Raw genomic sequence first — 22,295 nt, 5'->3', positions numbered from 1 at the left:
GCTGGCAGCCTGAGGCCAGAAGCCCAAAAAAGACTTTGCACGCATAGGGGTATCTCATCTTCCGGTTGTCTGAGAGGAAACAACGCATTGGATTATGAAAATGATGAAAGCCACCCTTATTATCCTTGCTCTGCTATTCGTAACAGCGTTAGCATTTGGGCAGGGCGAGATCACGAAAGACCTCCGTTCCTTTAACCGGATTATTGCCTCTACAAAAGTAAACCTGATCCTGGAAGAAGGCGATCATGAAGGCATCCGCCTGGCCTATAGCGGTGTATCGCCAGACAAAATCAACATTGTGGTAAAAGGAAAGACACTACACATTTACCTGGACGATGCCAAGGTAATTGATAAGCCGGAGCACGATGGCGACTTTCGCTATAAGCGCAGCCCATACCATGGAGCAACCATCACTGCCTACGTAACCTATCGTGAGTTAAAACACCTGGAGATACGCGGCACGCAGGAGCTCATCTGCAAGACTCCATTGAAGGCAAAGAAATTCAAACTGAAGGCCTATGGACAAAATGAGATTACACTCGCTTCCATGAACGCTGAGTATCTGAAGACAAGTCTCTATGGTGAGAATGACCTGAAGATAAAAGGCGGCACAGCTGAATATCAGAAATACAGATTATTCGGTGAGAACAAAATCGACACACAAGCGCTCAAGAGCTATTCTACCATCACCAATATTTACGGCGAAAGTAAGATTAAACTTACTACACAGGATGAGCTTCGTGTAAATTCTTTCGGTGAGTCTCGCGTATCATACAACGGCGATGCCCAGGTAAGCCGCGGAATTGTATTTGGCAGAACTCACATTGATAAAATACAGTAACGTTATCTGTTATTGGTTACACGCTAATCGTAGCTATATATACCGATTAACGTGTAATGAATAACTTACTTTCTGTGTAATTCTGTGATTTCTGTGGGAAATAAATGCATTTTGCTCCTACAGAAATCACAGAAATTACACAGAAAACTTGTAACGATTAACGGGTAACGTAAAATTTTACTTGGCAGTCATTCCCAGCTTCTCTGCAGCAAACTTCTCTGCTGCCAGATATACTTCTTCATAATTTTTATTGGTAAGATAGCAGCCGATTACGTGGCCGCCGGCATCGGTAAAGGGTATAGTTTGTTTCTTGTCGTCTGGAGTGCCCAGCGCGGCATTCATCTCCAGCATTGCACTCACCTTTACTTGCGGGTCTTGCTCCTGTTCATTCTTGAAATAATACAGCGTAAGCGAAGGTTGCTTAACACGTTGAAAGGTTTCTTTGGTCATTGTAGTTTCTACCAATTCTTCGAGTTGAGTAGTGGCTTCCAATCTGTATTTGCTATACCAGTATTTGGATTGCTCCTCCGTATCATCAGTCGAGATGCTATATTTTCCACCTTTTACGGCACGTACTATATATAGCCCCCAGGGATCGTTGAGTAAAAATGCCGCGCTATTGTTAATCGCAATGTTAGGCGACATGTTGATAAGTGCATATACATCGTTCGGATACTCGGCTGCCAGCTTTAGTGCCAGGGTGCCTCCGGTGGAAGTACTCATCAAAATTACTTTGTTACCCAGTTGCTTGCCAATGGCCAATGCCTGTTTGGCGCTTTCCCACAACCGATCAGGTGTGAATGTCAACAATGCTTCTGTAGTGTCTATACCATGATCAGCAAGTCGTGCGAGGTATAGATTGCACCCAAACTTTTTAGCGAACTGCTCATGTACAGGTGCACCTTCCATTCGGCTTGCCGTAAAACCGTGCAGGTATACCACGGCATATTCTGTTTTTTGACGTGTACTGTCGGTCCACACAATCTTTGCTTCGTTGTCCGGTTTGAGAACATGCTTCGCTTCATTCGCAGCAATATACTTTTCAAGCGCAGCAGGATCCGATGGAACAGCTGGTAACGTGAGATCATAAACCGGTGTAGAGGGCTCCGGTCCCAAAAAGACAATAGCAACGATAACAAGAATCGGGAAAGTAATTTTGATCAGGCGGTTGGGTTTCATACAGATAAATTTACCGGGTAAATGTAGTTATCTATTAAAAGTATAAAATATTCTTTTGAGTTAAAACCATTTAACGCCACAATAATGCCCATTACCAGCGCTCCATAATGTAGAGTGGTTATTCGATGATTACATATTTATGCTTCCGTATAATTACGCAATGAGAATTGGTTAATGAAGCAACCAATTTTCAGTAGAATTTAAGGTGACTTTTGCCATCCTGTTTTTCATCACAACGGTGAGGCTGATGGAAGAGTGAAGTATATTTTACCTCACACGATTTCGCTGCAACATTCCTTACATGCACGAAAGATTTCCATCAAACATTAAACCTTCTGCATTACCTTTGCGTACTCAGAGTGGATGTATTTTTTAAGCGAGTGGTATGGCTGGTAACATGTCAACGAAAGAACATACGGCACACATTCACAACATCCAAACATTCTACCAAGCCTAAACCGCTGTGTACAATTTAAACACTAAAGAAATGAACTGGACAATATTATATATTACTGGTAAATCCGATTTCAGAAGCGATGTTCTCAGAAAACTCGAGCATTCACGCTTAAACATTATGCCGGGCTATAACGGTGGTGTAACCGACAATGATGTTCACGATATGTATTGGGTGGATGAGAAAACAGATCTCCGCGAAGTGAAGGAAGCAATCGGCAGCAAACTCATCTGGAAATACAGACTGCGTTTTTACACATGTCTCGAAGATTTCATTCAATCAAGAACTTCAACTGACGCCAACAAATTTACGCCGGAAGAACTTGACCTGATCCATTCCATGCAGACGAACAGTTAAGTTTAGTGTTCACCGTTACACGTTATTGGTTATTTGTTACCGGATTTCTCCCACAGAATTCACAGACTATCACAATAGAAAATCCTCACTGAAGTGTCAGATGAACATCTGATCTGCCAAATAACGGTTAACTTGTAACCGATAACGAGTAACGTTAACCTTGCTTTTCTTTCCACCGATCATATCGCTTCCGCAGCAGAACCACGGCATTTGGCCCACCTTTGGGTTGGCCAAATGTGTTCAGATTCAAAAAGGGCCGCTTGGGAGGATCATCTCTGTGAAATATAGTTATAAAAGCACTCGTGGCACGCTGCTCACCACATCGCCTGTCACCGCCCGCTTCTGAGCCGGCTTCCAGTGCCTGCATCAATATAGCATCTATCGGGAGAGATTGCTGTTGTCCGCGTACTACGGCGTCCATCACCTGTTTCAATACCTGGTCATTCGCCAATGTATTTCCCTGCACGGAAATACCCGGTGCTGTTAATGCACCCCCCACTGCGTGGGTCGAATCTCCGGTGTAGGTTGCCGGCGTCATGTAGTTAATCGTAACCACTGCATATTGCTGTCGTTCAGGATCAAACTCCGGGTCGCGCAAAGCTTTGATGATCTCCTCCGGGCTTGCGTTGGCCAACATCATGCTTACACCTTTGGCACGGGCATCGTTGTTACTCATGGCCTGCACAATAATGGCTCCTGTGCCGGGCATAATTCTTCCTATACCATAGCAATTAGGCGAGCAGGATGCACCGGCTATACCGATGGTACCCGTCTTTGCATCGATGAGGATGACAGACCAGGTTGCATGTGCCCTGATCGACAAAGCGAGGACGAAGAAAAGAAGGGAAGTAAAATGCCTGGTGTACATAGCGGGTTGCTCCCGAAGATAGTACATATTGTTTAGAAGCCGAACTTCAATCCCTGCTTCATGGCCTTTTCATATTTCTTCTTATCAAACCGGTAGAGGTAAGGGGCTTTGTGGGCACCGCCTGTCTTGCGTTCCTTCAGTCGTTCGAGTATACCGAGGCTCCGCATTTTCTTCTGGAAGTTTCTACGGTCAAGCGGCTTGTCCAGAATAGTTTCGTAGAGTCGTTGCAGCTCGGGCATGGTAAATTTCTCAGGCAGTAAATTATAACCGGCGGGGTAATCGTTCAGACTGAGTCGTAGTTTGTCCAGTGCTTTTTCTACCATCTGGTTATGATCATAGATTAAAGACGGCACTTCGTGAATATCCCACCAGCGACACTCATCGCTCAGCCAGTCGGGTTTAGGATCTACCTTTGAAAATTCTACCAATGCATAATACCCCACTGATATAAAACGCTCGCGCATCCAGCTCTTTTGTGTGCCTATTATACCGAGGCGTTTGCCCCGCTCCCGATCCGGTTCACCGAATGTATGGAATTGCTGCAGGTAAATATTCTTCAATGCCGTACGCTCCTGCAGTGTACGCACCGCAGAGTCATCTACCGATTCATCCCACTTTACAAATCCTCCGGGCAGGCACCACCTTCCATCTCTCCACTTCAGCAGCAATACTTTTAGCTGATCTTCGTGAAAACCGAAGATCACGCAATCCACTGATATACGCGGTACAAAGGTTTTATCGCCTTTCAGCAGGAAGTCCTGCAACTGTTTTTCCCTGTTCATAGATTCTTCAAATATCGCGATTGCCGCCTATTTTCCAGCAGTTGTCTTCAAATCTTTCGAATCCATTCATTGTGTATTGAAAACACAATGATTATTCTTTATCATTGTGTATATCTAACACATTAAACCAGACATTTATCATGATACGACCCGTTCAATTTGTGCTGGGGCCGGTAGTTGCTATAACACTATTATCAGCCTGCTCCGATAACACACCCTATCGCGATCTTAACAAGAATGGTAAACGCGATGTATATGAAGATTCACGTGAGCCCATCGACAAACGTATTGACGATCTGCTGCAGCAAATGACGCTGGAAGAAAAGGCGGGTATGATGTTCATCAACGGAAGTCGCATCAACAGCGATGGTTCACTTGACGACAGACCCGGCGAGGGAATGTTTGCCTTTGCACCAATCGCCACTAAGCTTATTACCGAGTATAACATGACGCACATCAATATATGGGCGGTGCCTGCCAAAAAAGCATTGGCTACATGGTATAACAATGTGCAGAAGTTTGCCGAAGAGAAGACTCGCCTCGGTATACCGGTAACCATTGCTTCTGACCCTCGCAATGCTTTCAGCAATAATATATTTTCCATGACGGCTAACGACTTCTCACAGTGGCCGGAGCCGCTGGGCTTTGCTGCCATTGGCGATGAAGCGCTGATGAAGCAACATGCTGATATAGCACGGCAGGAATATATAGCGGTAGGTATACGCGAGGCATTGCACCCTATGGCCGACCTTGCTACCGAGCCGCGCTGGCCACGCATCAGCGGCACATTTGGTGAAGATGCCAGGCTTTCTGCCAAACTGGTGAAAGCTTATATTGAAGGATTTCAGGGAACGAAACTTGATTCTACCAGTGTAGCTTGTATGACGAAGCACTTCTCGGGTGGTGGTCCGCAGAAAGAAGGGCTTGATCCGCACTTCGAGTTTCAGAAGGGGCAGGTATACCCGGGCAACAATTTCAACTATCACCTCATTCCGTTCGAAGCCGCATTTAAAGCACATACGGCAGCCATTATGCCCTATTACGGTGTGCCCACCGATCAGACGAGTGAAAATGTAGCATTCTCTTTCAACAAAGATATAATCACCAAACTGCTTCGCGAGAAGTATAAATACGATGGTGTTGTGTGTACCGACTGGGGCCTCATTACCGATGCCAAGATGGGCGACATTGTATGGCCTGCACGCGCATGGGGCGTTGAAAAGCTGTCGGAAGAAGAGCGCGTATTAAAAGTAATCAATGCGGGTGTGGATCAGTTTGGGGGCGAGAATTGCCCGCAGCATATTGTTAAACTGGTAAAAGACGGAAAGCTCACGGAAGCGCGTATCGATCAATCGGTGAAACGTTTGCTGCGTCAGAAATTTGAGCTGGGCTTATTTGAAAATCCCTATATCCATGTGGATCGTGCTGAGGAAGTTGTCGGCAGGAAAGAATTTAAAGAAGCCGCCGAAGCTGCACAACGCAGAGCGATTACGCTGCTGAAGAACGCTCCGGCCAAAACCGGAAATATACTTCCACTGGAAAGTAACAAACTTAAAATTTATGTTAAGAATGTAAATACTACTGTGGCCGCTCAATACGGGCAAGTGGTAGCCAAACCGGAACAGGCGGATATAGCGATCATTCGTCTGAACACACCGTGGTATCCGGTAGAGACTAAAAATTTCTTCGCGCGTGGATTTCATCATGGCGATCTTGACTTCAAAGGTATACAGAAAGATAGCATCCTGATGCTGCTGAAGACTGTGCCTACTATTGTAGATATATACCTTGATCGTCCGGCGGTGATACCCGAGATCAGCGAAAAAGCAAAAGGATTGCTGGCCGATTTCGGAGCAAGCGATGCAGCTGTACTGGATGTGATCTTCGGTAAAGCAAAACCAGGTGGTAAACTTCCAATCGAATTACCTGCTTCGATGGAAGCCGTGCGCAATCAGAAAGAAGACGTTCCGTACGACTCAAAAGATCCGCTCTATAAGTTCGGACACGGACTTAGTTATTAGTCATCCAGTTTATACAGGTTGTAGGCCCGGTGTTATGCCGGGCTTTACTTTCTCATGACACTCCTGTAAAAGATTTTGATGATAGCGTTTTAAATGTGTAACATTCACCTGCAATCAACCCTACGTGAAATGAAAATCAAGCGATTAACTTTATTGCTTCTCATGGCAACAGCATTGACAGCCACGGCACAGCGACTAAAAAGTGGCCCACAGGTGTTAACATTCTTTTCGGATGTTGACGATACGGAACAACCTTACGGACTATATCTCCCAAAGAATTATGATGAGAAAAAGAAATATCCACTCGTGATCATGTTGCACGGTGCAGGCTCAAACCACCGCCTGTCGTTGCGCAGGGTATTTGGTAAAAGTAATGCAAATGGTGAAACGGATGTAGAGGCTACACGTTATTTTCCCGAGTGGAAAGACGTAGAGTATATCGTGGCATCGCCATACGCACGCGGCACCATGGGCTATCAGGGTGTAGCGGAAAAAGATGTGATGGATGTATTAGCCGATGTAAAAAGCCGCTTTTCTATTGATGAAGATCGTATATACTTAACCGGTCTGTCGATGGGTGGTGGCGGTACGCTGTGGATCGGACTCACCCGTCCTGATATATGGGCTGCGTTGTTTCCCGTGTGTCCTGCGCCTCCCAAGGGAACGGATGAACTGGCACCGAACGCATTGAATCTGCCGGTGTTTTTTCATCATGGAGATCAGGATGGCGCAGTACCCGTTGCTGTATCGCGCGACTGGACAAAGAAATTAAAAGAGCTCGGTGTAAATGTTTCGTATACGGAGTACCCCGGAGTAAATCACAACAGTTGGGAGAATGCCTATAAAGATGAAGCTGTATTTGACTGGTTCAGCAAGTTCAAACGCAATAAGTTTCCAGATCGTGTCATGTTCAACTCGCGCAACTATAAATATAGCAAAGCTTACTGGGTAACGTTCGATCATATCACACCGGGCACACTGGCTACGATCGATGCTAAATTTACCGGTCCTAATCAACTGGACATTACCACTACCAACCTGGGTGCATTTACGTTGCAACTAAACGGCCATCCGAAATTCACTGCATCGCAGCCTCTGCAGGTTACCATCAACGGAAAGAAAGTAAAGACTACGGGAGGCGAAACAGTATCCTTCACCGAGCAACAAGGTAAATGGGCTGCGGGTAAATTTGAGCTGCAACCGGTTATGAAGAAGCCCGGAGCAGAAGGACCCATCGCAGCCGGTTTTTCACAACGTCATATCTATGTATACGGAACTGCGGGCAATCCATCGGAAGCCGAATTGAAATTGCGTATGGACATTGCCACGCAGGCTGCAAGCTGGTCTATCTATCGCAATGCTTTCCTCGGACGCATTATGGTATTTCCGCGCATCGTAGCCGATCGCGATGTAAGACCAAGCGATATTGAAAGCGCTGATCTCGTGCTCTTCGGAACGAAAGAAACAAACTCGCTCATCAATCAATATAGTGACAAGCTCCCGATACAACTGAATGCTTCGGCGGCCAACGACTATGGATTGTTCTATATACTTCCTATGAACAAACACTATATCGTAATCAACTCGGGCTTGTCGTGGTGGGCTGGTGCACAGCCCGGGGGGTTACCATTCCTCCCGCCTTCGTTGCTGGCATTAAATCAGTTTAAAGATTTTATACTCTTCAAGAACAGCACTGCTACCGTTATAACAGACGGATACTTTAACGAGAACTGGACGTTGCCTGCAGAAGCTGTGAAAGCAGCTACAGCATCGGGCGCTGTTACGGTAAAATAGTTACGAGCTGCCAGCTACAAGCTGCTGGCAGATTATCTTTTAGCTGCATTATCTGTGTGATCTGCGGAAGTACATTTAGCTCCCCTGGATTACACAGATATTTTTCTTTGGAACCTCTGTGTCTTCTTTGTGACCTTGGTACAACGGGGATTTCTCCGCCACACAAACCCCACTCCCACTCCTCTAACAGCTGGCAGCTCAAAGCTCGCAGCTATTTCACATACACCGCTTCGCTCGCCACCGAAACACCATTCTCATTAAACGCTTCAATCGCAAAATAATAGCGCACGCCTTTTGAGAGCGCGCGTACTTCCAGCGACTCGGGTTGATCTGCAAATACCTGGTACGTTTGGTATAGTTTATCTTTAGCAATACCCCACAGTATATTATACCCCACGGCACCGGGCACCCGCTGCCATTTTATAAATGCGTTGCGCGGATCACTGTCGCGTACCACAGTGAATTTACCCGGTGTCTTCGGAGCCTTTCCTCCACCATTACCGAATACACGAATATCGCTGATAGCCAGGTTGGGCGAGGCTACATATACATGCTCATAGCGTATATACCTTGCCTGCACCGGCTTCTCCAGTTCAATATAGGCATTGGGACGATCACGTCTCTCATCAGAGAGATCAGCGATCTTCATCCATACCTTTCCATCGCGGGAAGCAAAGAGGCGGAACTGGGTATATATCTTCGGATCGAAACCATCGTATATATTCGATTTATAGTCGGTGTAGTTTACCTGTACGGCTTTTACTTCCTGATCGCGTTGCAGATCTACCATTACCCACTCGCCCGGCCGGTTGCGTTGTGCTACCCAGAACGTTCGCGGATTCTCATCGGTAATGTTCGCCACCTGAAATGTATCTCTTACAGACGATGCTGTTGCAGGCTTTTTATACGACAGTAACATCCATCCTGTAAAGAGCTCATCTTTATTCTGCCATTTCCCGGCAGGCAGGTAATGTGGCAGATCGCCAAAGCGTGTGTTGGCAAACATCTGCCCATCCTTATCGAAGCCGGTAGGGAACATGGCAATTCTTCTTTCAAAGTTCCAGTTCACAGCCACCCACGGTGTACCGGTGTTCCAATAGTTACCATAGTTGTCCTGAAATGTATTGCCATGCCCTGCACCGGTTACAAATCCACCCGGTTTATAGGATACAGGATTGTAGGGTGCATACGTGAAGGGCCCAAGCGGATGATCGCCCACATACGTACCGTTAGCATACACATTATACTCGGTGCCGGGCGCTCCGTATTGCAGGTAATATTTGCCATTGTGCTTCGTCATCCATGCACCTTCTATAAACGGCTTGATGTCCGAGCGATGATCGCGGCCGAAGCGCTCCCAGCCATGTTCTTCCGGATGGAGATAGAGCATTTCTTTATACTCGCCTTTATACTTCAACCGAAGATGTTTATCGAGCTCACTGCCATAGATCGGGTATACATTAGACGATCCCCAGTACATATACCATTTGTCCAGTTCTTCATCATAAAACAAGGCAGGGTCCCACGGGCCTATATCTTTTGGCAGCCGTGGCAGCCAGCGGTTATAGAAATATAGTTTGCCGTTTTCCGGAGTGGTTGTAAAGAGAATGGGGCGCTGCTCGAATGTAGATTGAAAAAGATAGAGCGTGTCGCGCACCGAGATAGCCGCCGGTGCACACATATCTTCCATCGGCCACTTGTCGGGAACAATATAGTTCCAGTGAACGAGATCTTTTGAATGCCAGTAACCGCCGGAGATGGTAACAAACAAATAGTATTCGCCTTTATGATTTACGATTACGGGATCGGCTCCGGATCGATACGATATGCTGTCGTTGAGCTGTTCGTAATTATACCGGTAGTTGATATCCATGGGATTGCAGTACGTACGCTGCGTAATCGCCTGTGCCTGCGCCAATATGGGCAGGCATCCCATCAGGAATATATAGATTCTTCTCATGCGCGAGTGCATTATTTTTTTTCCCGGTTACGGAACAGGGAAATGCAACCAGCAGCAATTTACGAAGATGGCAGGAAAGCAGGGTATTCGCTACGGCTCGGGGCAATAGATGCGCTCGTAGTCGTCATGCTCATATACTTCTTTGCGCAACATTTTTCCTTCGCTGTTGTAGTAAATTACCACGAAGACTGAAGCCTCCTCTACATGTTTCTCTGTGAAATACAAAGGCCTGTCTGACGAACCAACATTAACAATGTCGCTGAAGTTAAGCGGAATTACAATGCCGCGTTTGTTGTGAATAACACCATAGTCTTTGTCCCGTTGAATGATGGCAATCTTTTCTTCGGGCTTGTTCTGTATCAGGCGTATGCGCTTCACGTTATCCAGCACAACCTTTCGTAACTTCAGGTTATATAACATCCATAACTGATTTTTCCTGACCCACGCCAGCGAATCACTCCACGGTTGTATCTCCGAAAATTCAAAACCACTGATCGGTTTATTATTCCAGTCAATAAATCCATACCAGCCACCCTTCAACGCAATCAATACGGCAGGTGTATACGCCGAAAGGTTCTTGCTGTATTCAGGCTTCACCAGTTTCTTCCGGTGCACATCAAACAATCCAAACTTCCGCGCTTTCAATAATGAAACTGTCCGTTCATTCAGGCTGCCGATTGCATCGTATTCGGCCGGTAACAGAATTTTTCCATCCGCAGTAATAAGTCCCTTCTTATCTTTCTTTGTTACCATAAAAATATTGCGTCCAACATGCTGGATGTGATCGTACGATACAGCCAGTATTTTTTGTGCCTCACGATTAAACAATATTTTTTTATCGCCTTGTTGCAGCAGAAAAAATGCTGACGAATCCTGACCCGGTATAAATTCAATACGAGCCGGACGCTTCACGCGCAATACCGGACTCATTCGACCTGCGCTATATATCAACAAGCTATCATTGCGTATACCGATAGCCAACGTACCCGCAAAGAATACTGAATCATAGCGCTGGGTATTCGTAAAATAGTTCAACGGTTCCAACAGCCGCCAGCCGGTAACAGATTTAGCTGCCACCCACGGCTTGCTCATCATCATCGTATCGTATGCTCCTGTACTCTCACCTTTATTATTATAGAGCGACCACTGCGATGCTACATGAGCCACGCCACCAAAGAATGCAGGCAACAGATTTTGTTCGTTGAACGGAATATATACTTGCAGTTGCTGATCAAATACACCTTCATACTTTCCGGCACGCGCCCAGATCATACCATTGGGCCACGGCTTTACTTCTTCAAAGGCATCCTTTAATTTCAGGGGCACCTGGTCGGCCGTGGCGGATACCGCATCCGTTGTAGCAAGCCAATACTTATGATCGCGATGAAGAATTACTACATTTCCTGTCACAGCAATGTCATCCCAATCAAACCCGAGTAGTTGCCGGCCGGTAAAAGTTCGTATCGACCAGCGGTTGTTCTTTTTGATGGCCAGCAGTTTTCCATCCAACACTTTTGCTTCGTCTACACACGGATCGCCCGGGTTAAAGCCTGTCTTATGAATTACTTTCGTACAGGTCTGATTTTCGATCAGCAAAAAGCCGGCACCAAGATCTTCAACCGATGTTACTTCACCCCGATACACCAGTCCACCGTTGCGGCTCACCACTTTGCCGGGTAGCACCAGCACATCTTCATCAATGTTGCCGCAGCGATATAGGGGGTCAAGATCTTCCGATTCAGCCGGAATCACTTCATGGCCCTCGGCATCCATAAACCCGAACGCATTTTTATGGAAGAACGGCACCAGGTAAAGGCGTTCCAATTGATAAAGCTGGTTGATGGAATCGCTTTGCAACGCTGCGGGTAGTGGCTGCGCCTGTTGCTCTTCCGAAAGCAAATGATATAATATAGCCCGGGCCTTGTTGGCATACGAGCTCTGTGGATATTGTTCCACATAAGCCGCATAACTTTCGAGTGTACCAGGCGCTGTTGCTATCTCAAAGATATTGCGTTCAACCTCATGACGATAAGTGGTTTGTGGATAGGTTTGCAGAAACGCTTTATAAGAGAATAATCGTTTGTCGCGTGTCTTGTCTTCAAACAATAATTTTTCATACAACGCCTTTGCTTTTGTTATCTCTTGCGCCTGTGGATACCGGGATATATAGGTTTCGAATGCCTGGTATGTATTGATCTTGCGTGCATCCTCAAACGCTGCCTTGTCGCGAAGCTCGCTGGCCCGCGAACATTGTTGTGCCGATGGAAAATTTTTCAGGAAGTAGATATAGGCTTGTTCTGTATTAAGCCTTTGCGCACGACTAAAACCGGCACTATCAATGCGTTCGCCAAGACGTATGATAATTATACTGTCTAGTGGAAAACGCTTCATTTTTTCACGCTCTTTCGATGAAGAAAGTGTGTAATCATGTAAAGCCCTGGTAACATACTGATGGGCTGAATCTACCTGAAATGCCGGGTTGTTTGCCGCGAAAAAGTAACGGGCTATTACGTATCGGGCAACAGCATTCACGCTGTCTTTCTGTAATATCTTTTTTGTTTGCTCGTATGCACGCTCCCATTTTTGCTTCTGAAGGTTACTCAGGGCACTTCGCTCTGTTGAAAATTGTGCGTGCAGTTCTCCTGCCAGCAACAACATAGCAGTGAAAAGTATGATAAGTTTTCTAATCAATGTGGTAATATCTTCGAGCGTGCGGGTAAAACTACGAACTTCAACGCAAGATTTATTCCTGACAAAGCTTGCCAATATTGTATGATGTAATAAATTTTGTAAATTTTCAGGATGTTAACTTTCCGGCATGGCTAAGCTCAAGAACATTATCAAGCAATTATCAGAAAAGGATTTCAAAGCTATTTACGACTCACTTATCGAGAGTAATGCGGAGAAATCTGCATACCTACTGAGGTCGCTTCGCGAACGACAATTATCAGACAACAAGATCATGTCTGAGCTGGAGGTAAATGCTAACGCGTACTATACTTTACGCTCGCGCCTTAACCTCAAGATAGAAGAATATTTGATGGGACAATTGGAGAGCCCGCGCACGGATGTACTGCGTAAAGTAGCCAACATCACCGAAGTGCTCTTCACAAAAAAGAAAGCTATTTCTGTTGCCACTCTTAAGAAATTGGAGAAGGAACTGCTGGACTACGATCTGGCCAACGAGCTGACAATCATCTACAAATCGCTTAAGAAGCTGAACATCAACTCGCCCGATTACTTTCAATACTCGCAGTTGTATAACCGGCATGTAGCCTATATGCTGGCGGTAGACAAGGCCGAAGACCTGCTTGCGGATTACTTCAAAAAGTATGGCGATTATATGCTGAATGGCGGTGAAGTAGAAAAGCTCGGCCTCGGTCTGCTTATGAAAGAGATGCAGAATGTTGCCAAGTTGTACGAGTCGCACCGGCTGTATGTATACCAAAGCTGCATGTACATCTTCCACCGATTGTTTGTGGAAGTAGACGACAACATGAACCAGGAAGGTGAGTCGATCGAAGATATATTTGACAAAGTGCAGAAGATCTTCGAAAGCTATCACCTCGACTCAATCTATTATCACATCAATCTTGTGTTCGAGTTTCTCAAGCTGGAGTACTACAATCACTATAAAGTATATCGCCAGGCGGAGAAATATTATGAAGAAGTGAACGATGCGTGTGCTAACCTGATGGTGAACTACTCAACGTTTACCTTCCCTGCGCAGTTCCTGCTCTCGAAACTCGATCGCCACCTGCGCACCAACACAGAAGCCGAACTCTACGCTGAAAACGAAAGTATATTCATTGACTACGAAGTAGATACGATGGATATACCCAAGCACATTGTATACACTGTATACCGTGCACTATCTTCTTACTACGTAGGTAAATTTGAAGAATCTGCCCGCCTTATCAACGGTCTGCTCAACGATGTGAGTCTCAAAAAATATCCATACGCACAACTGGAGATCAAGTCGTTGCTGGCATTGCAATACACCTTGCTTCGCGATGTAGAGTTGTTCAACCAGCTATCGAACAGCATTCAGCGGCAGATACGCCTGTTCGGAAAAGACAGCTGCGAGAATATTCAACTCTTCCTGAAGATTCTGAAAATATCAACCAGCGAAGCAAAGAAAGAAAAAGCGAAGAAGATTAACGCCGTAATACCGCGCCTTAACTCGCTGAGCGTTTCGTACTTCGCCCCTACCAAACTGGTAAAGCTTGACGATCGCTTTGTGAATCTTCTCACAGAACTATGATCAGTTATTAGTTATCCGTTACAGGTTAATCGTTAACTGGTTCAGTCGGGTGTTTCAGCTGACTCGAATGGAGCGTATTAGCCATAAAGTGTCAGATGGAAACATCTGATACTCTTAGTACTACGGATAACTGCTAACAATTAACAGATAACTACCAAGAAAGCAAAGTCCCGCTCCGAGCTTCGAAGCGGGACTTGTTTTTTTGGTGGAATATATACTCTCGTACTATACTTCTAGTTTAACGATGCTCTCATGCGAAAGCGGCTTGTTGAGGTAAAGCTTTACGTTATCGTATTTCTTGGAACGGTTAAAGTCCTGCGGGTTGATGGATGATGTGAGCATCACAATCTTGCACTTCTTTTTGGCGGTGTTGGAAAGTTTTTCAAACTCATCGAGGAATTGAAAACCATCCATCAGCGGCATATCGATGTCGAGGAAGATTACATCCGGCAACACCTGGTCAGCTACATCCAGCTTTTCCATGTTCTTTAAAAATTCAATGGCACTCTTGGCGCCTGTATGAGTATAGATGTTTTCAGTTACAGAAGCCGCCTCGATCATTTTCTGATTGATGAGGTTGTCGATCTCATTATCATCAATGAGCATGACGGTGCGATATTTCTTTCCTGCCATAGGTATTTTTAATGCTCTATAAAAATAAGGTATTGATACTGATTTGCAAAAGCCTCTAAATATCAAATTTGATCCCCTGCGCCAGCGGGAGGCTACTACCGAAATTAATGGTATTAGTTTGTCTGCGCATATACACTTTCCATGCGTCTGAACCTGACTCACGACCACCACCGGTCTCCTTCTCTCCACCAAAGGCTCCTCCTATTTCCGCCCCAGATGTGCCAATATTTACATTGGCTATACCGCAGTCGGAGCCCTCGTGCGATAAAAAACGCTCCATATCGTGCAGGCTGGAGGTCATAATAGCGGAAGAGAGGCCCTGCTTTACCCCATTCTGCAAGGCAATAGCCTCTTCTAATGAGGTATAGCGAATCAGGTACAAGATGGGAGCAAACGTCTCTTGCTGTACAATCTCAAATTCATTTTTCACTTCGGCTACTGCCGGCTTCACATAGCATCCTGACTCATATCCTTTGCCTGTGAGCACGCCACCTTCGATCACAAACTTACCGCCCTCCTTCTTTACTTTTTCAAGGGCATTCTCATATAATTTCACAGCTTGCTGATCGATGAGCGGACCAACATGGTTATGAGCATCAAGCGGATTACCGATGTTGAGTTGTGCGTATGCTTTAGCGAGGCGCGCCTTCAAATCATCATATATACTATCGTGAACAATTAGCCTGCGCGTTGTGGTGCATCGCTGGCCGGCCGTGCCTACAGCACCGAATAAGGCTCCGCGCACGGCAATATCGATGTTGGCATTTTCTGTGATAATGATGGCATTGTTACCACCCAGCTCCAACAGGGAGCGACCTAATCGTTCACTTACCGCTGCAGCTACTGCTTTTCCCATACGGGTTGACCCGGTAGCCGATACCAGTGGAATATTTTCATCTTTCGCCAACAGCTGCCCGATCGTATAGTCGCCATTGATGAGTACAGATACACCCTCCGGCACTTCGTTCTTACCAAATACCTGCTGCACAATCTGCTGGCAAGCTATGCCACAGAGCGGAGTTTTTTCCGATGGTTTCCAAACACAGGTATCGCCACATACCCAGGCAATCATAGAGTTCCATGACCATACCGCTACCGGAAAGTTGAACGCCGAGATAATGCCTACAATGCCTACCGGGTGCCATTGCTCGTACATGCGGTGATTCGGTCGTTCAGAGTGCATGGTAAGGCCGTGCAACTGTCGCGACAAGCCTACGGCAAAATCGCAGATGTCTATCATCTCCTGCACTTCGCCAAGTCCTTCCTGGTAAGATTTACCCATTTCGTATGACACGAGTTTTCCGAGGGGCTCTTTATATTTTCGCAATGCTTCACCGATCTGGCGTACTATCTCACCGCGCTTGGGTGCCGGCCATCTGCGCCATTCTTTAAACGCAGCGTCTGCCTGTGCTACGGCCTGATAATATGATGCTTCATCGGTAGCATACACAGCACCAATCAGTGCTCCGTCTACCGGTGAATAAGATTCTATAGCTGCACCGGTTGTATCATACCATTTCGTGCCGGTGGAAGTACCGAGGTTATTCTTTTTTATACCCAGTACTTCCAATGCTTCTTTTATACCGAAGTTCTCCATCTGATTTTGTAGAATTAATAAGAGAATGAACGCTTTTTTGATATAGGAGCATTCACCCAGCTTATGCGTAAGCGCACAAAGCTATAAAACTAATTGAAATGACTTACATCCGGAGTTCACCACTCCATTCCGTAGGTGCCTTTTTCACCATTGGGATAAAATCCTTCGATGAGGATACCCCCTTTCTTGAAATCAAGGATGCGGTTAAGGTCTTCAACATTATCAACAGGAACCTTGTCTATGTAGGCAATCACAAAATTATCGCGAAGGCCGGCTTCTTTCCATTTGCCAGCGGTGAGCTTCTTCACTCGCACTCCGCCTTCCAGTTGCATATCGTTAAGCTCTTTATAGGGAACATCTTCGAGCGTCATGCCCGTTAATTCATAGCGTACTTCTTTCTTTTCTACCTCCACACTTCCATTATTATTCTTAAGTCGCGCGTTCACATCGTTGCGTTCACCTTTTCGCAGGTATGATACCCTGATCTCTTTTCCGGGGCGATTGCGCGCCACCCACTCCTGCAACTCGGATACTGAATTAACTGCATGGCCATCTATACCGATGATCACATCGCCCGTGAGAATGCCGCTTTGCTCGGCAGCACTTCCTTCATTAACACGATTTACCAATACTCCCTGGTTTACCTTGAGGTCGAAATCTTCCGCTACATTGGCATTTACATCGGTAATCACAATACCGAGCAAGCCGCGCTGCACCTGACCGAACTCCAGCAGATCGTCCATTACTTTCTTTACCAGACTTACCGGTATAGCAAAACTATATCCCTGGTAACTTCCGGAAGATGTAGCAATCGCAGTGTTTATACCAATGAGTTCGCCCTGCAGATTTACGAGGGCACCACCGCTGTTGCCGGGGTTAACCGCAGCATCCGTTTGAATGAATGACTCTACCTGCAGGTTGCTGCGATCGCGCAGTATACCAATGTTGCGCGCCTTGGCACTTACTATGCCGGCTGTAACCGTAGAGTTTAAATCGAAAGGATTGCCAACGGCCAGCACCCACTCGCCCGGAGTAATTTTATCCGAATCGCCATAGCGTATGAAAGGGAGATTACGACTGCGTATTTTCAGTAAAGCTAAATCAGTGGTGGGATCCGAGCCAATCAGCTTGGCATAAAAGCGCTGGTTGTTGTTCATTACCACTTCAACACTGTTTGCATCTTCCACTACATGGTAGTTGGTAACTATATATCCGTCATCTGAAATGATAACACCCGATCCGGATGAGCGCACCGGAGCATCCAGGCGTTGCTGCAGTGGATTGATGCTGAAATCGCCCGGGCCATAGGATGTTTGAATATGTACCACCGCCGATGTTACCTTTTTGGCTGTAGCCAGAAAGTCGAGTTCCTTGGGCACGCGATAAGCAGTGTCTGATGAGTAGCCGGCCAGTACCAGCTGTTGCCGCGCTTCGATGGACGGATACGATGCATTGGAAAAATCGAGAAAGCGGATCGTGAATATTGATCCGATTATACCTCCTGCACAAGCAGAGAAAATGACAATAAGCACCAAAATTGATCTCTTCATAACCCCACAGTTTTTAGTTCAACAGTGATCACACACGAAAAAGTTGAGGATACAGAAAGTTAACGTTTCTTTTCTGGATTCCGTACCGCAATGCAAGAAGATGCCCAGTTTTTCCATGAGCTGCAGAAGGGTGGCTACTGTTTGCGAGAGTGGCTACAGTTACTGGCTACTAGCTGTTGGGACGTGTGTGATTGTATGTGTAATTAGCCTCCGTAGATTTCTTTGTAGCTCTGCGTCTTCTAAAGGATTTCTGTGCAACTGGATTTTCATTTCCACATCCCAAATTATACAGATTAAAATAAACTCGACCGTTCACAATTCTAGCGGCCAGCAGCTGGTAGCCAACAGCCATTCTCAAAGCTTGTTGCTATCTCAAAAAAAAAGACTCCCGGTTTCCCAGGAGTCTACCACCTAACCTAACTCTACCTTATAAACCTTATGCCTTAGTTTACTTTAATAGTAGCTTTCACTACTTTCTTCTCATCCTTCGGTACAGTGATTTCCAGTATACCATTCACATATTTTGCGCTGATTGCGTTGACATCAACATTTTCAGGCAGTGAGAATGAACGGCTGAAAGTACCGTACTGAGTTTCGATTGAATGGAAGTTGTTGTCTTTTTTCTCTTTTGTGAACTTACGCTCACCGCTAATGGTAAGCAGGTTGTCGTTCACATCGAGTTTAAAATCTTCTTTGTTCACACCCGGAACAGCTACATGAATTTCGAAAGCTTTTTCACCTTCTACAATGTCAACACGAGGCACGAAGCTGTAGGCTGAACCACCGGCACGACTTACAGATTCATTGAAGAATCGATCGATCAGATTGCTGAAAGAAGTCGGTACAAAATCATTCAGCGCGGAGTTATAACGAACAATGCTCATAATTTTAAATGTTTAGTGTTTTTAAATCTTTGATGAGCCTATCTGTAAAAAATGTACCGATTGATTTTTAGAGACAATATGACCGAATTTAAGGCTAAAATCGGGTTAATAAAGACATTTTGTCCTATGTAAGCCTTGAGTTTTGAGCTGCGGGCTGCGAGAATGGCGGTGGCAGTCTCTGGCGGCTGCTTCCAGCTTGTTGGAAGTATGAAAAAGTGAAATGTAATAGGTGGGACGGACTTTTGCTTCTGCTAATGATAACAGCCAGGAAATCTTTTCCCGGCTGTACTTATTACTCGTCTTAGTGATGCTTAACGACAATATACCCACATCTGCTAGCGGCAGGCAGCCAGAAGCCAGCAGCTTACATCTACTGCAATTGCTTCAACACCTTCCACATTTCGTCTGCTACAAACTGGTTTCCTTTTTCATTGAGGTGAACTCGATCGCTGGTAAGTACACCAGATTCTTTGTTGTCTTTGTTGTATTGTTTGTTATAGTCGAGGAATGCTGTGCGCAGGTCAACCAATGGCAAACTGTTTTTCTTCGCGATGTTACGGATCATGTTGCTATAAAAATTCAAATCGCCATCCAGCTCGTTGCTGAAGTCGGTGCGTTCACCTATCACGGCAGGTGTACATAAAATAATCTTTGCTCCCTGTGCCTGTATCTTTTTGATCAAAGCATTATAAAAGCCTTCAAACTTGTTGGCATCTGTGCCGGTGCCATAGGAACGTTTATGCCATACATCGTTCACACCTATATAGATCACCACCACATCAGGCTTCTTGCTCAGCACATCATCTTCGAGGCGAAGGTATAGATCATATACTTTGTTGCCGCCAATGCCGGCTCCCACAAAATCATAGTTAGCAGCAGTGCCTTCTTTTGTTGCCAGGTCTGCTATACGCGTGATATAGCCACCGGGCTTTGCACCGGCTTCGGTAATAGAATCGCCGAAGAATATAACTTTCTTTTTCTGCTGAGGCATAAACGAACTGAGTGTGAACAACGCGAGTATAATCGCAAAGATTGAGATTTGTTTCATGACGTTCTGGGTTTAAGGAAGTTTAAATATACATAATCCGTCAGCAAGCCAATTTGCATAAAAAAGAATTACAAGTGTGGTGACTATAATGTCTTGAATAAAAGAAGGCATCCGCAACACTTTTTGTGTGCAAATGCCTTCATCACAATTATAAAAAAGCGATTAACTGATGAGCTTGATTGACGCAGAGTTGATACAGAAGCGCAAGCCTGTAGGCGGAGGTCCATCGGGAAATACATGGCCGAGATGGCCATCGCATACATTGCACATCACTTCAATGCGGTGCATACCATGACTGCGGTCACCTTCATATTTGATCACGTTATCTTTTACCGGCTCATTAAAACTTGGCCATCCGGTACCCGACTCAAATTTTTGTCGCGAGTCAAACAAAGGAGTACCGCAGCAACGGCACGCATACAAGCCCGGGTCGTGCGCTTCACAGTATTCGCCGGAGAATGCGAACTCTGTGCCCTTCTGTCGCGTAATGCGGAACTCTTCCGGGGTAAGTTCCTTTTTCCATTCTTCATTTGATTTCTCCACGCGCTTGTCGGGGGCGGGATTGCCTTTGGTGGCATATTGCAAAACATCAGACCACTTCATACGTAATAAGTATATATTATTTGTTGCTTGCTATAGATTGAAGACAGTACAGAAACATCTATACACCGCTATATCAACATATTTCTCCCGATTTAGTTCGCGCTACCGAATAACTGTACTTTCCTTGATTTGTAATCGTAAGGTAATACGAGCGAACGAGAATTGCCATCGTTTGACGGCTATATTTCAGAGCTATATTTCTTCTCATGCATCCATAATCATTCCGCTTCTGCACGTAATCACTGGAAATCGTATTGGCCCGGTTTGTCTACACATTGCCTGCGAAGGTCTAGGGAATAGGCTTGTCACGTAATTTTAAAGGTCCGCAATCGTATTGATGCTACAGAAACCAAAAAATTATGAAGCAATTAAAAATATTTCTTCTCTCCACGGCTGTATTCTTCATGGCATTGGGCTGTAGCAATGAAGATGTAAATTCAAGTGATACCAGCAGTGGAAATCTTGATCAGACCTCCTTAGACATTGCACAAACTTCCGGTCAATTGGCAAGTGGTACCAGCTTCAGGATTGCCGGCAGCAGTGCAGACAGCACGGGCACTTCCACTGCCGATTGCAAACCAGGACGCAACGGTGCCCGACACAATCGCCAGAAAGGTATATTGGATGGGCTAAACCTCATTGCTCCTACTGATGAGCTGCTGGCCCTTGTTGATGCAGAAAGCGCCAGCGACATACGTGGCTTGCGCATCTCGAGGAATGGTGGAGCCACTATTACTAACTACAACGCCTCTGGTGAAGTTGTTATGCTTCCATTCTACGCAACCGATGGTCCGCAAGGATGTAGTTTTAGCGGACATCAATTTCCATTGTATGACTCACTCCTTTCCAGCATTGTAAAAACGGAGATTGATTTTGGAACCGGGGTAACGTATAAGCGGGATACGGTAGAGATTACACGTGCCGGCAAGATCATTATCACGAGAACGAAGGATGGATCTACAGTAACGGAAGTCACCACTTTTGATGGCTACTCGGTGAATGGTATAAAGATAGCCGGTACAAAAACGCGCGTATCTACATTCGACTCATCGACTGGCACAGGTTCATCTACTACATCGGTAGCGAACGGCGTGATTACTTTGGCTGATGGAACTGTAACTACATGGAAGTCTGATAAATCAAGAGTATCAAAGATCACCTTTAGTGAAAGCACAGGTTTCCCGGCAAGCGGTACCATTACCACAGATGTAGATGCCAGTGTAGTTGCCACAGATGGCACCCTAATATATTCGCACAAAACAACATCACCCCTGGTTGAGAATATAGCGTGCGAAGGACGCAGGCATGGTCCTGTAAGCGGAACGCTTGAAACCGTTTATCGCACCGACACGCTTGTTGTAGACTTTGGCGATGGCACTTGCACTAACAAAACGATTACGATAACACTCAACGGAGTAACCACAACAAAAACGATTGGCGAGTAACTTGAGTAGTTGATA

General features: G+C 45.6%; 17 protein-coding genes. 6 read left to right on the top strand and 11 right to left on the bottom strand.

All coding sequences use genetic code 11. The features are described from left to right. The first annotated feature begins 94 nt into the window (after positions 1-94). A complete protein-coding gene (locus V7Q33_RS20690) occupies positions 95-841 on the top strand; it encodes a GIN domain-containing protein (RefSeq protein ID WP_333821116.1) in 747 nt (248 codons plus the stop codon). A gap of 177 nt (positions 842-1,018) precedes the next feature. Here the strand turns inward: V7Q33_RS20690 and V7Q33_RS20685 are convergent, their stop codons facing one another. Further along, complete coding sequence (locus tag V7Q33_RS20685; RefSeq protein WP_331980516.1) at positions 1,019-2,020, bottom strand: alpha/beta hydrolase; 1,002 nt, start codon at positions 2,018-2,020, stop codon at positions 1,019-1,021. A 487-nt stretch (positions 2,021-2,507) separates the two neighbouring features. Between V7Q33_RS20685 and V7Q33_RS20680 the strand changes: the two genes are divergently transcribed. Further along, entirely contained in the window at positions 2,508-2,831 is a 324-nt protein-coding gene (locus tag V7Q33_RS20680) for a hypothetical protein (protein ID WP_331980514.1), read from the top strand. A gap of 154 nt (positions 2,832-2,985) precedes the next feature. Here the strand turns inward: V7Q33_RS20680 and V7Q33_RS20675 are convergent, their stop codons facing one another. Together V7Q33_RS20675 and V7Q33_RS20670 are read right to left on the bottom strand one after the other, a co-directional pair. Then, complete coding sequence (locus tag V7Q33_RS20675; protein WP_331981775.1) at positions 2,986-3,726, bottom strand: DUF1028 domain-containing protein; 741 nt, start codon at positions 3,724-3,726, stop codon at positions 2,986-2,988. Between the two features lie 5 nt (positions 3,727-3,731). Beyond that, complete coding sequence (locus V7Q33_RS20670) at positions 3,732-4,481, bottom strand: NUDIX hydrolase (protein WP_331981778.1); 750 nt, start codon at positions 4,479-4,481, stop codon at positions 3,732-3,734. Between the two features lie 140 nt (positions 4,482-4,621). On the opposite strand from V7Q33_RS20670, the gene V7Q33_RS20665 reads away from it, so the two are divergent. Together V7Q33_RS20665 and V7Q33_RS20660 are read left to right on the top strand one after the other, a co-directional pair. Beyond that, positions 4,622-6,502 carry a glycoside hydrolase family 3 protein gene (locus tag V7Q33_RS20665; protein ID WP_333821115.1) on the top strand — a complete coding sequence of 627 codons (1,881 nt, stop codon included), beginning with the start codon at positions 4,622-4,624 and terminating at the stop codon, positions 6,500-6,502. Between the two features lie 162 nt (positions 6,503-6,664). Further along, positions 6,665-8,296 carry a prolyl oligopeptidase family serine peptidase gene (locus V7Q33_RS20660; RefSeq protein WP_333821113.1) on the top strand — a complete coding sequence of 544 codons (1,632 nt, stop codon included), beginning with the start codon at positions 6,665-6,667 and terminating at the stop codon, positions 8,294-8,296. 211 nt (positions 8,297-8,507) lie between these two features. Here V7Q33_RS20660 and V7Q33_RS20655 read toward each other — a convergent pair whose 3' ends face one another. After that, complete coding sequence (locus V7Q33_RS20655; protein ID WP_331981787.1) at positions 8,508-10,256, bottom strand: family 43 glycosylhydrolase; 1,749 nt, start codon at positions 10,254-10,256, stop codon at positions 8,508-8,510. A gap of 90 nt (positions 10,257-10,346) precedes the next feature. Continuing rightward, complete coding sequence (locus V7Q33_RS20650) at positions 10,347-12,914, bottom strand: WG repeat-containing protein (RefSeq protein ID WP_333821112.1); 2,568 nt, start codon at positions 12,912-12,914, stop codon at positions 10,347-10,349. A 160-nt stretch (positions 12,915-13,074) separates the two neighbouring features. Here V7Q33_RS20650 and V7Q33_RS20645 point away from each other — a divergent pair, with 160 nt between their 5' ends. Further along, on the top strand, positions 13,075-14,520 hold the full coding sequence (locus V7Q33_RS20645) for a hypothetical protein (RefSeq protein WP_331981791.1): 1,446 nt from the start codon (positions 13,075-13,077) through the stop codon (positions 14,518-14,520). 225 nt (positions 14,521-14,745) lie between these two features. Here V7Q33_RS20645 and V7Q33_RS20640 read toward each other — a convergent pair whose 3' ends face one another. From V7Q33_RS20640 to msrB, 6 genes are all read right to left on the bottom strand, one after another. Beyond that, positions 14,746-15,153 carry a response regulator gene (locus V7Q33_RS20640; RefSeq protein ID WP_079690394.1) on the bottom strand — a complete coding sequence of 136 codons (408 nt, stop codon included), beginning with the start codon at positions 15,151-15,153 and terminating at the stop codon, positions 14,746-14,748. A gap of 55 nt (positions 15,154-15,208) precedes the next feature. Further along, a complete protein-coding gene (gene amaB, locus V7Q33_RS20635) occupies positions 15,209-16,750 on the bottom strand; it encodes an L-piperidine-6-carboxylate dehydrogenase (RefSeq protein ID WP_331981793.1) in 1,542 nt (513 codons plus the stop codon). Between the two features lie 116 nt (positions 16,751-16,866). Beyond that, positions 16,867-18,300, bottom strand: a complete 1,434-nt coding sequence (locus tag V7Q33_RS20630) for a S1C family serine protease (RefSeq protein WP_333821111.1) — start codon at positions 18,298-18,300, stop codon at positions 16,867-16,869. 443 nt (positions 18,301-18,743) lie between these two features. Then, positions 18,744-19,184, bottom strand: a complete 441-nt coding sequence (locus V7Q33_RS20625) for an Hsp20/alpha crystallin family protein (protein WP_333821110.1) — start codon at positions 19,182-19,184, stop codon at positions 18,744-18,746. Between the two features lie 370 nt (positions 19,185-19,554). Continuing rightward, positions 19,555-20,232 (bottom strand): SGNH/GDSL hydrolase family protein, encoded by a 678-nt coding sequence (locus V7Q33_RS20620; RefSeq protein WP_333821108.1) that lies wholly within the window; start codon positions 20,230-20,232, stop codon positions 19,555-19,557. Between the two features lie 162 nt (positions 20,233-20,394). Beyond that, positions 20,395-20,835, bottom strand: a complete 441-nt coding sequence (gene msrB / locus V7Q33_RS20615) for a peptide-methionine (R)-S-oxide reductase MsrB (RefSeq protein ID WP_333821106.1) — start codon at positions 20,833-20,835, stop codon at positions 20,395-20,397. Positions 20,836-21,194: 359 nt separating this feature from the next. On the opposite strand from msrB, the gene V7Q33_RS20610 reads away from it, so the two are divergent. Beyond that, positions 21,195-22,280: a hypothetical protein gene (locus V7Q33_RS20610; RefSeq protein WP_333821104.1), complete on the top strand. Its 1,086-nt coding sequence runs from the start codon at positions 21,195-21,197 to the stop codon at positions 22,278-22,280. Positions 22,281-22,295 lie beyond the last annotated feature (15 nt).

Origin of the sequence: Ohtaekwangia sp. (assembly GCF_036786105.1) — a bacterium.
Lineage (GTDB): Bacteria > Bacteroidota > Bacteroidia > Cytophagales > Cyclobacteriaceae > Ohtaekwangia.
The sequence above is the reverse complement of the archived record's forward strand: the minus strand, read 5'-3'. Positions and strand labels throughout refer to the sequence as shown.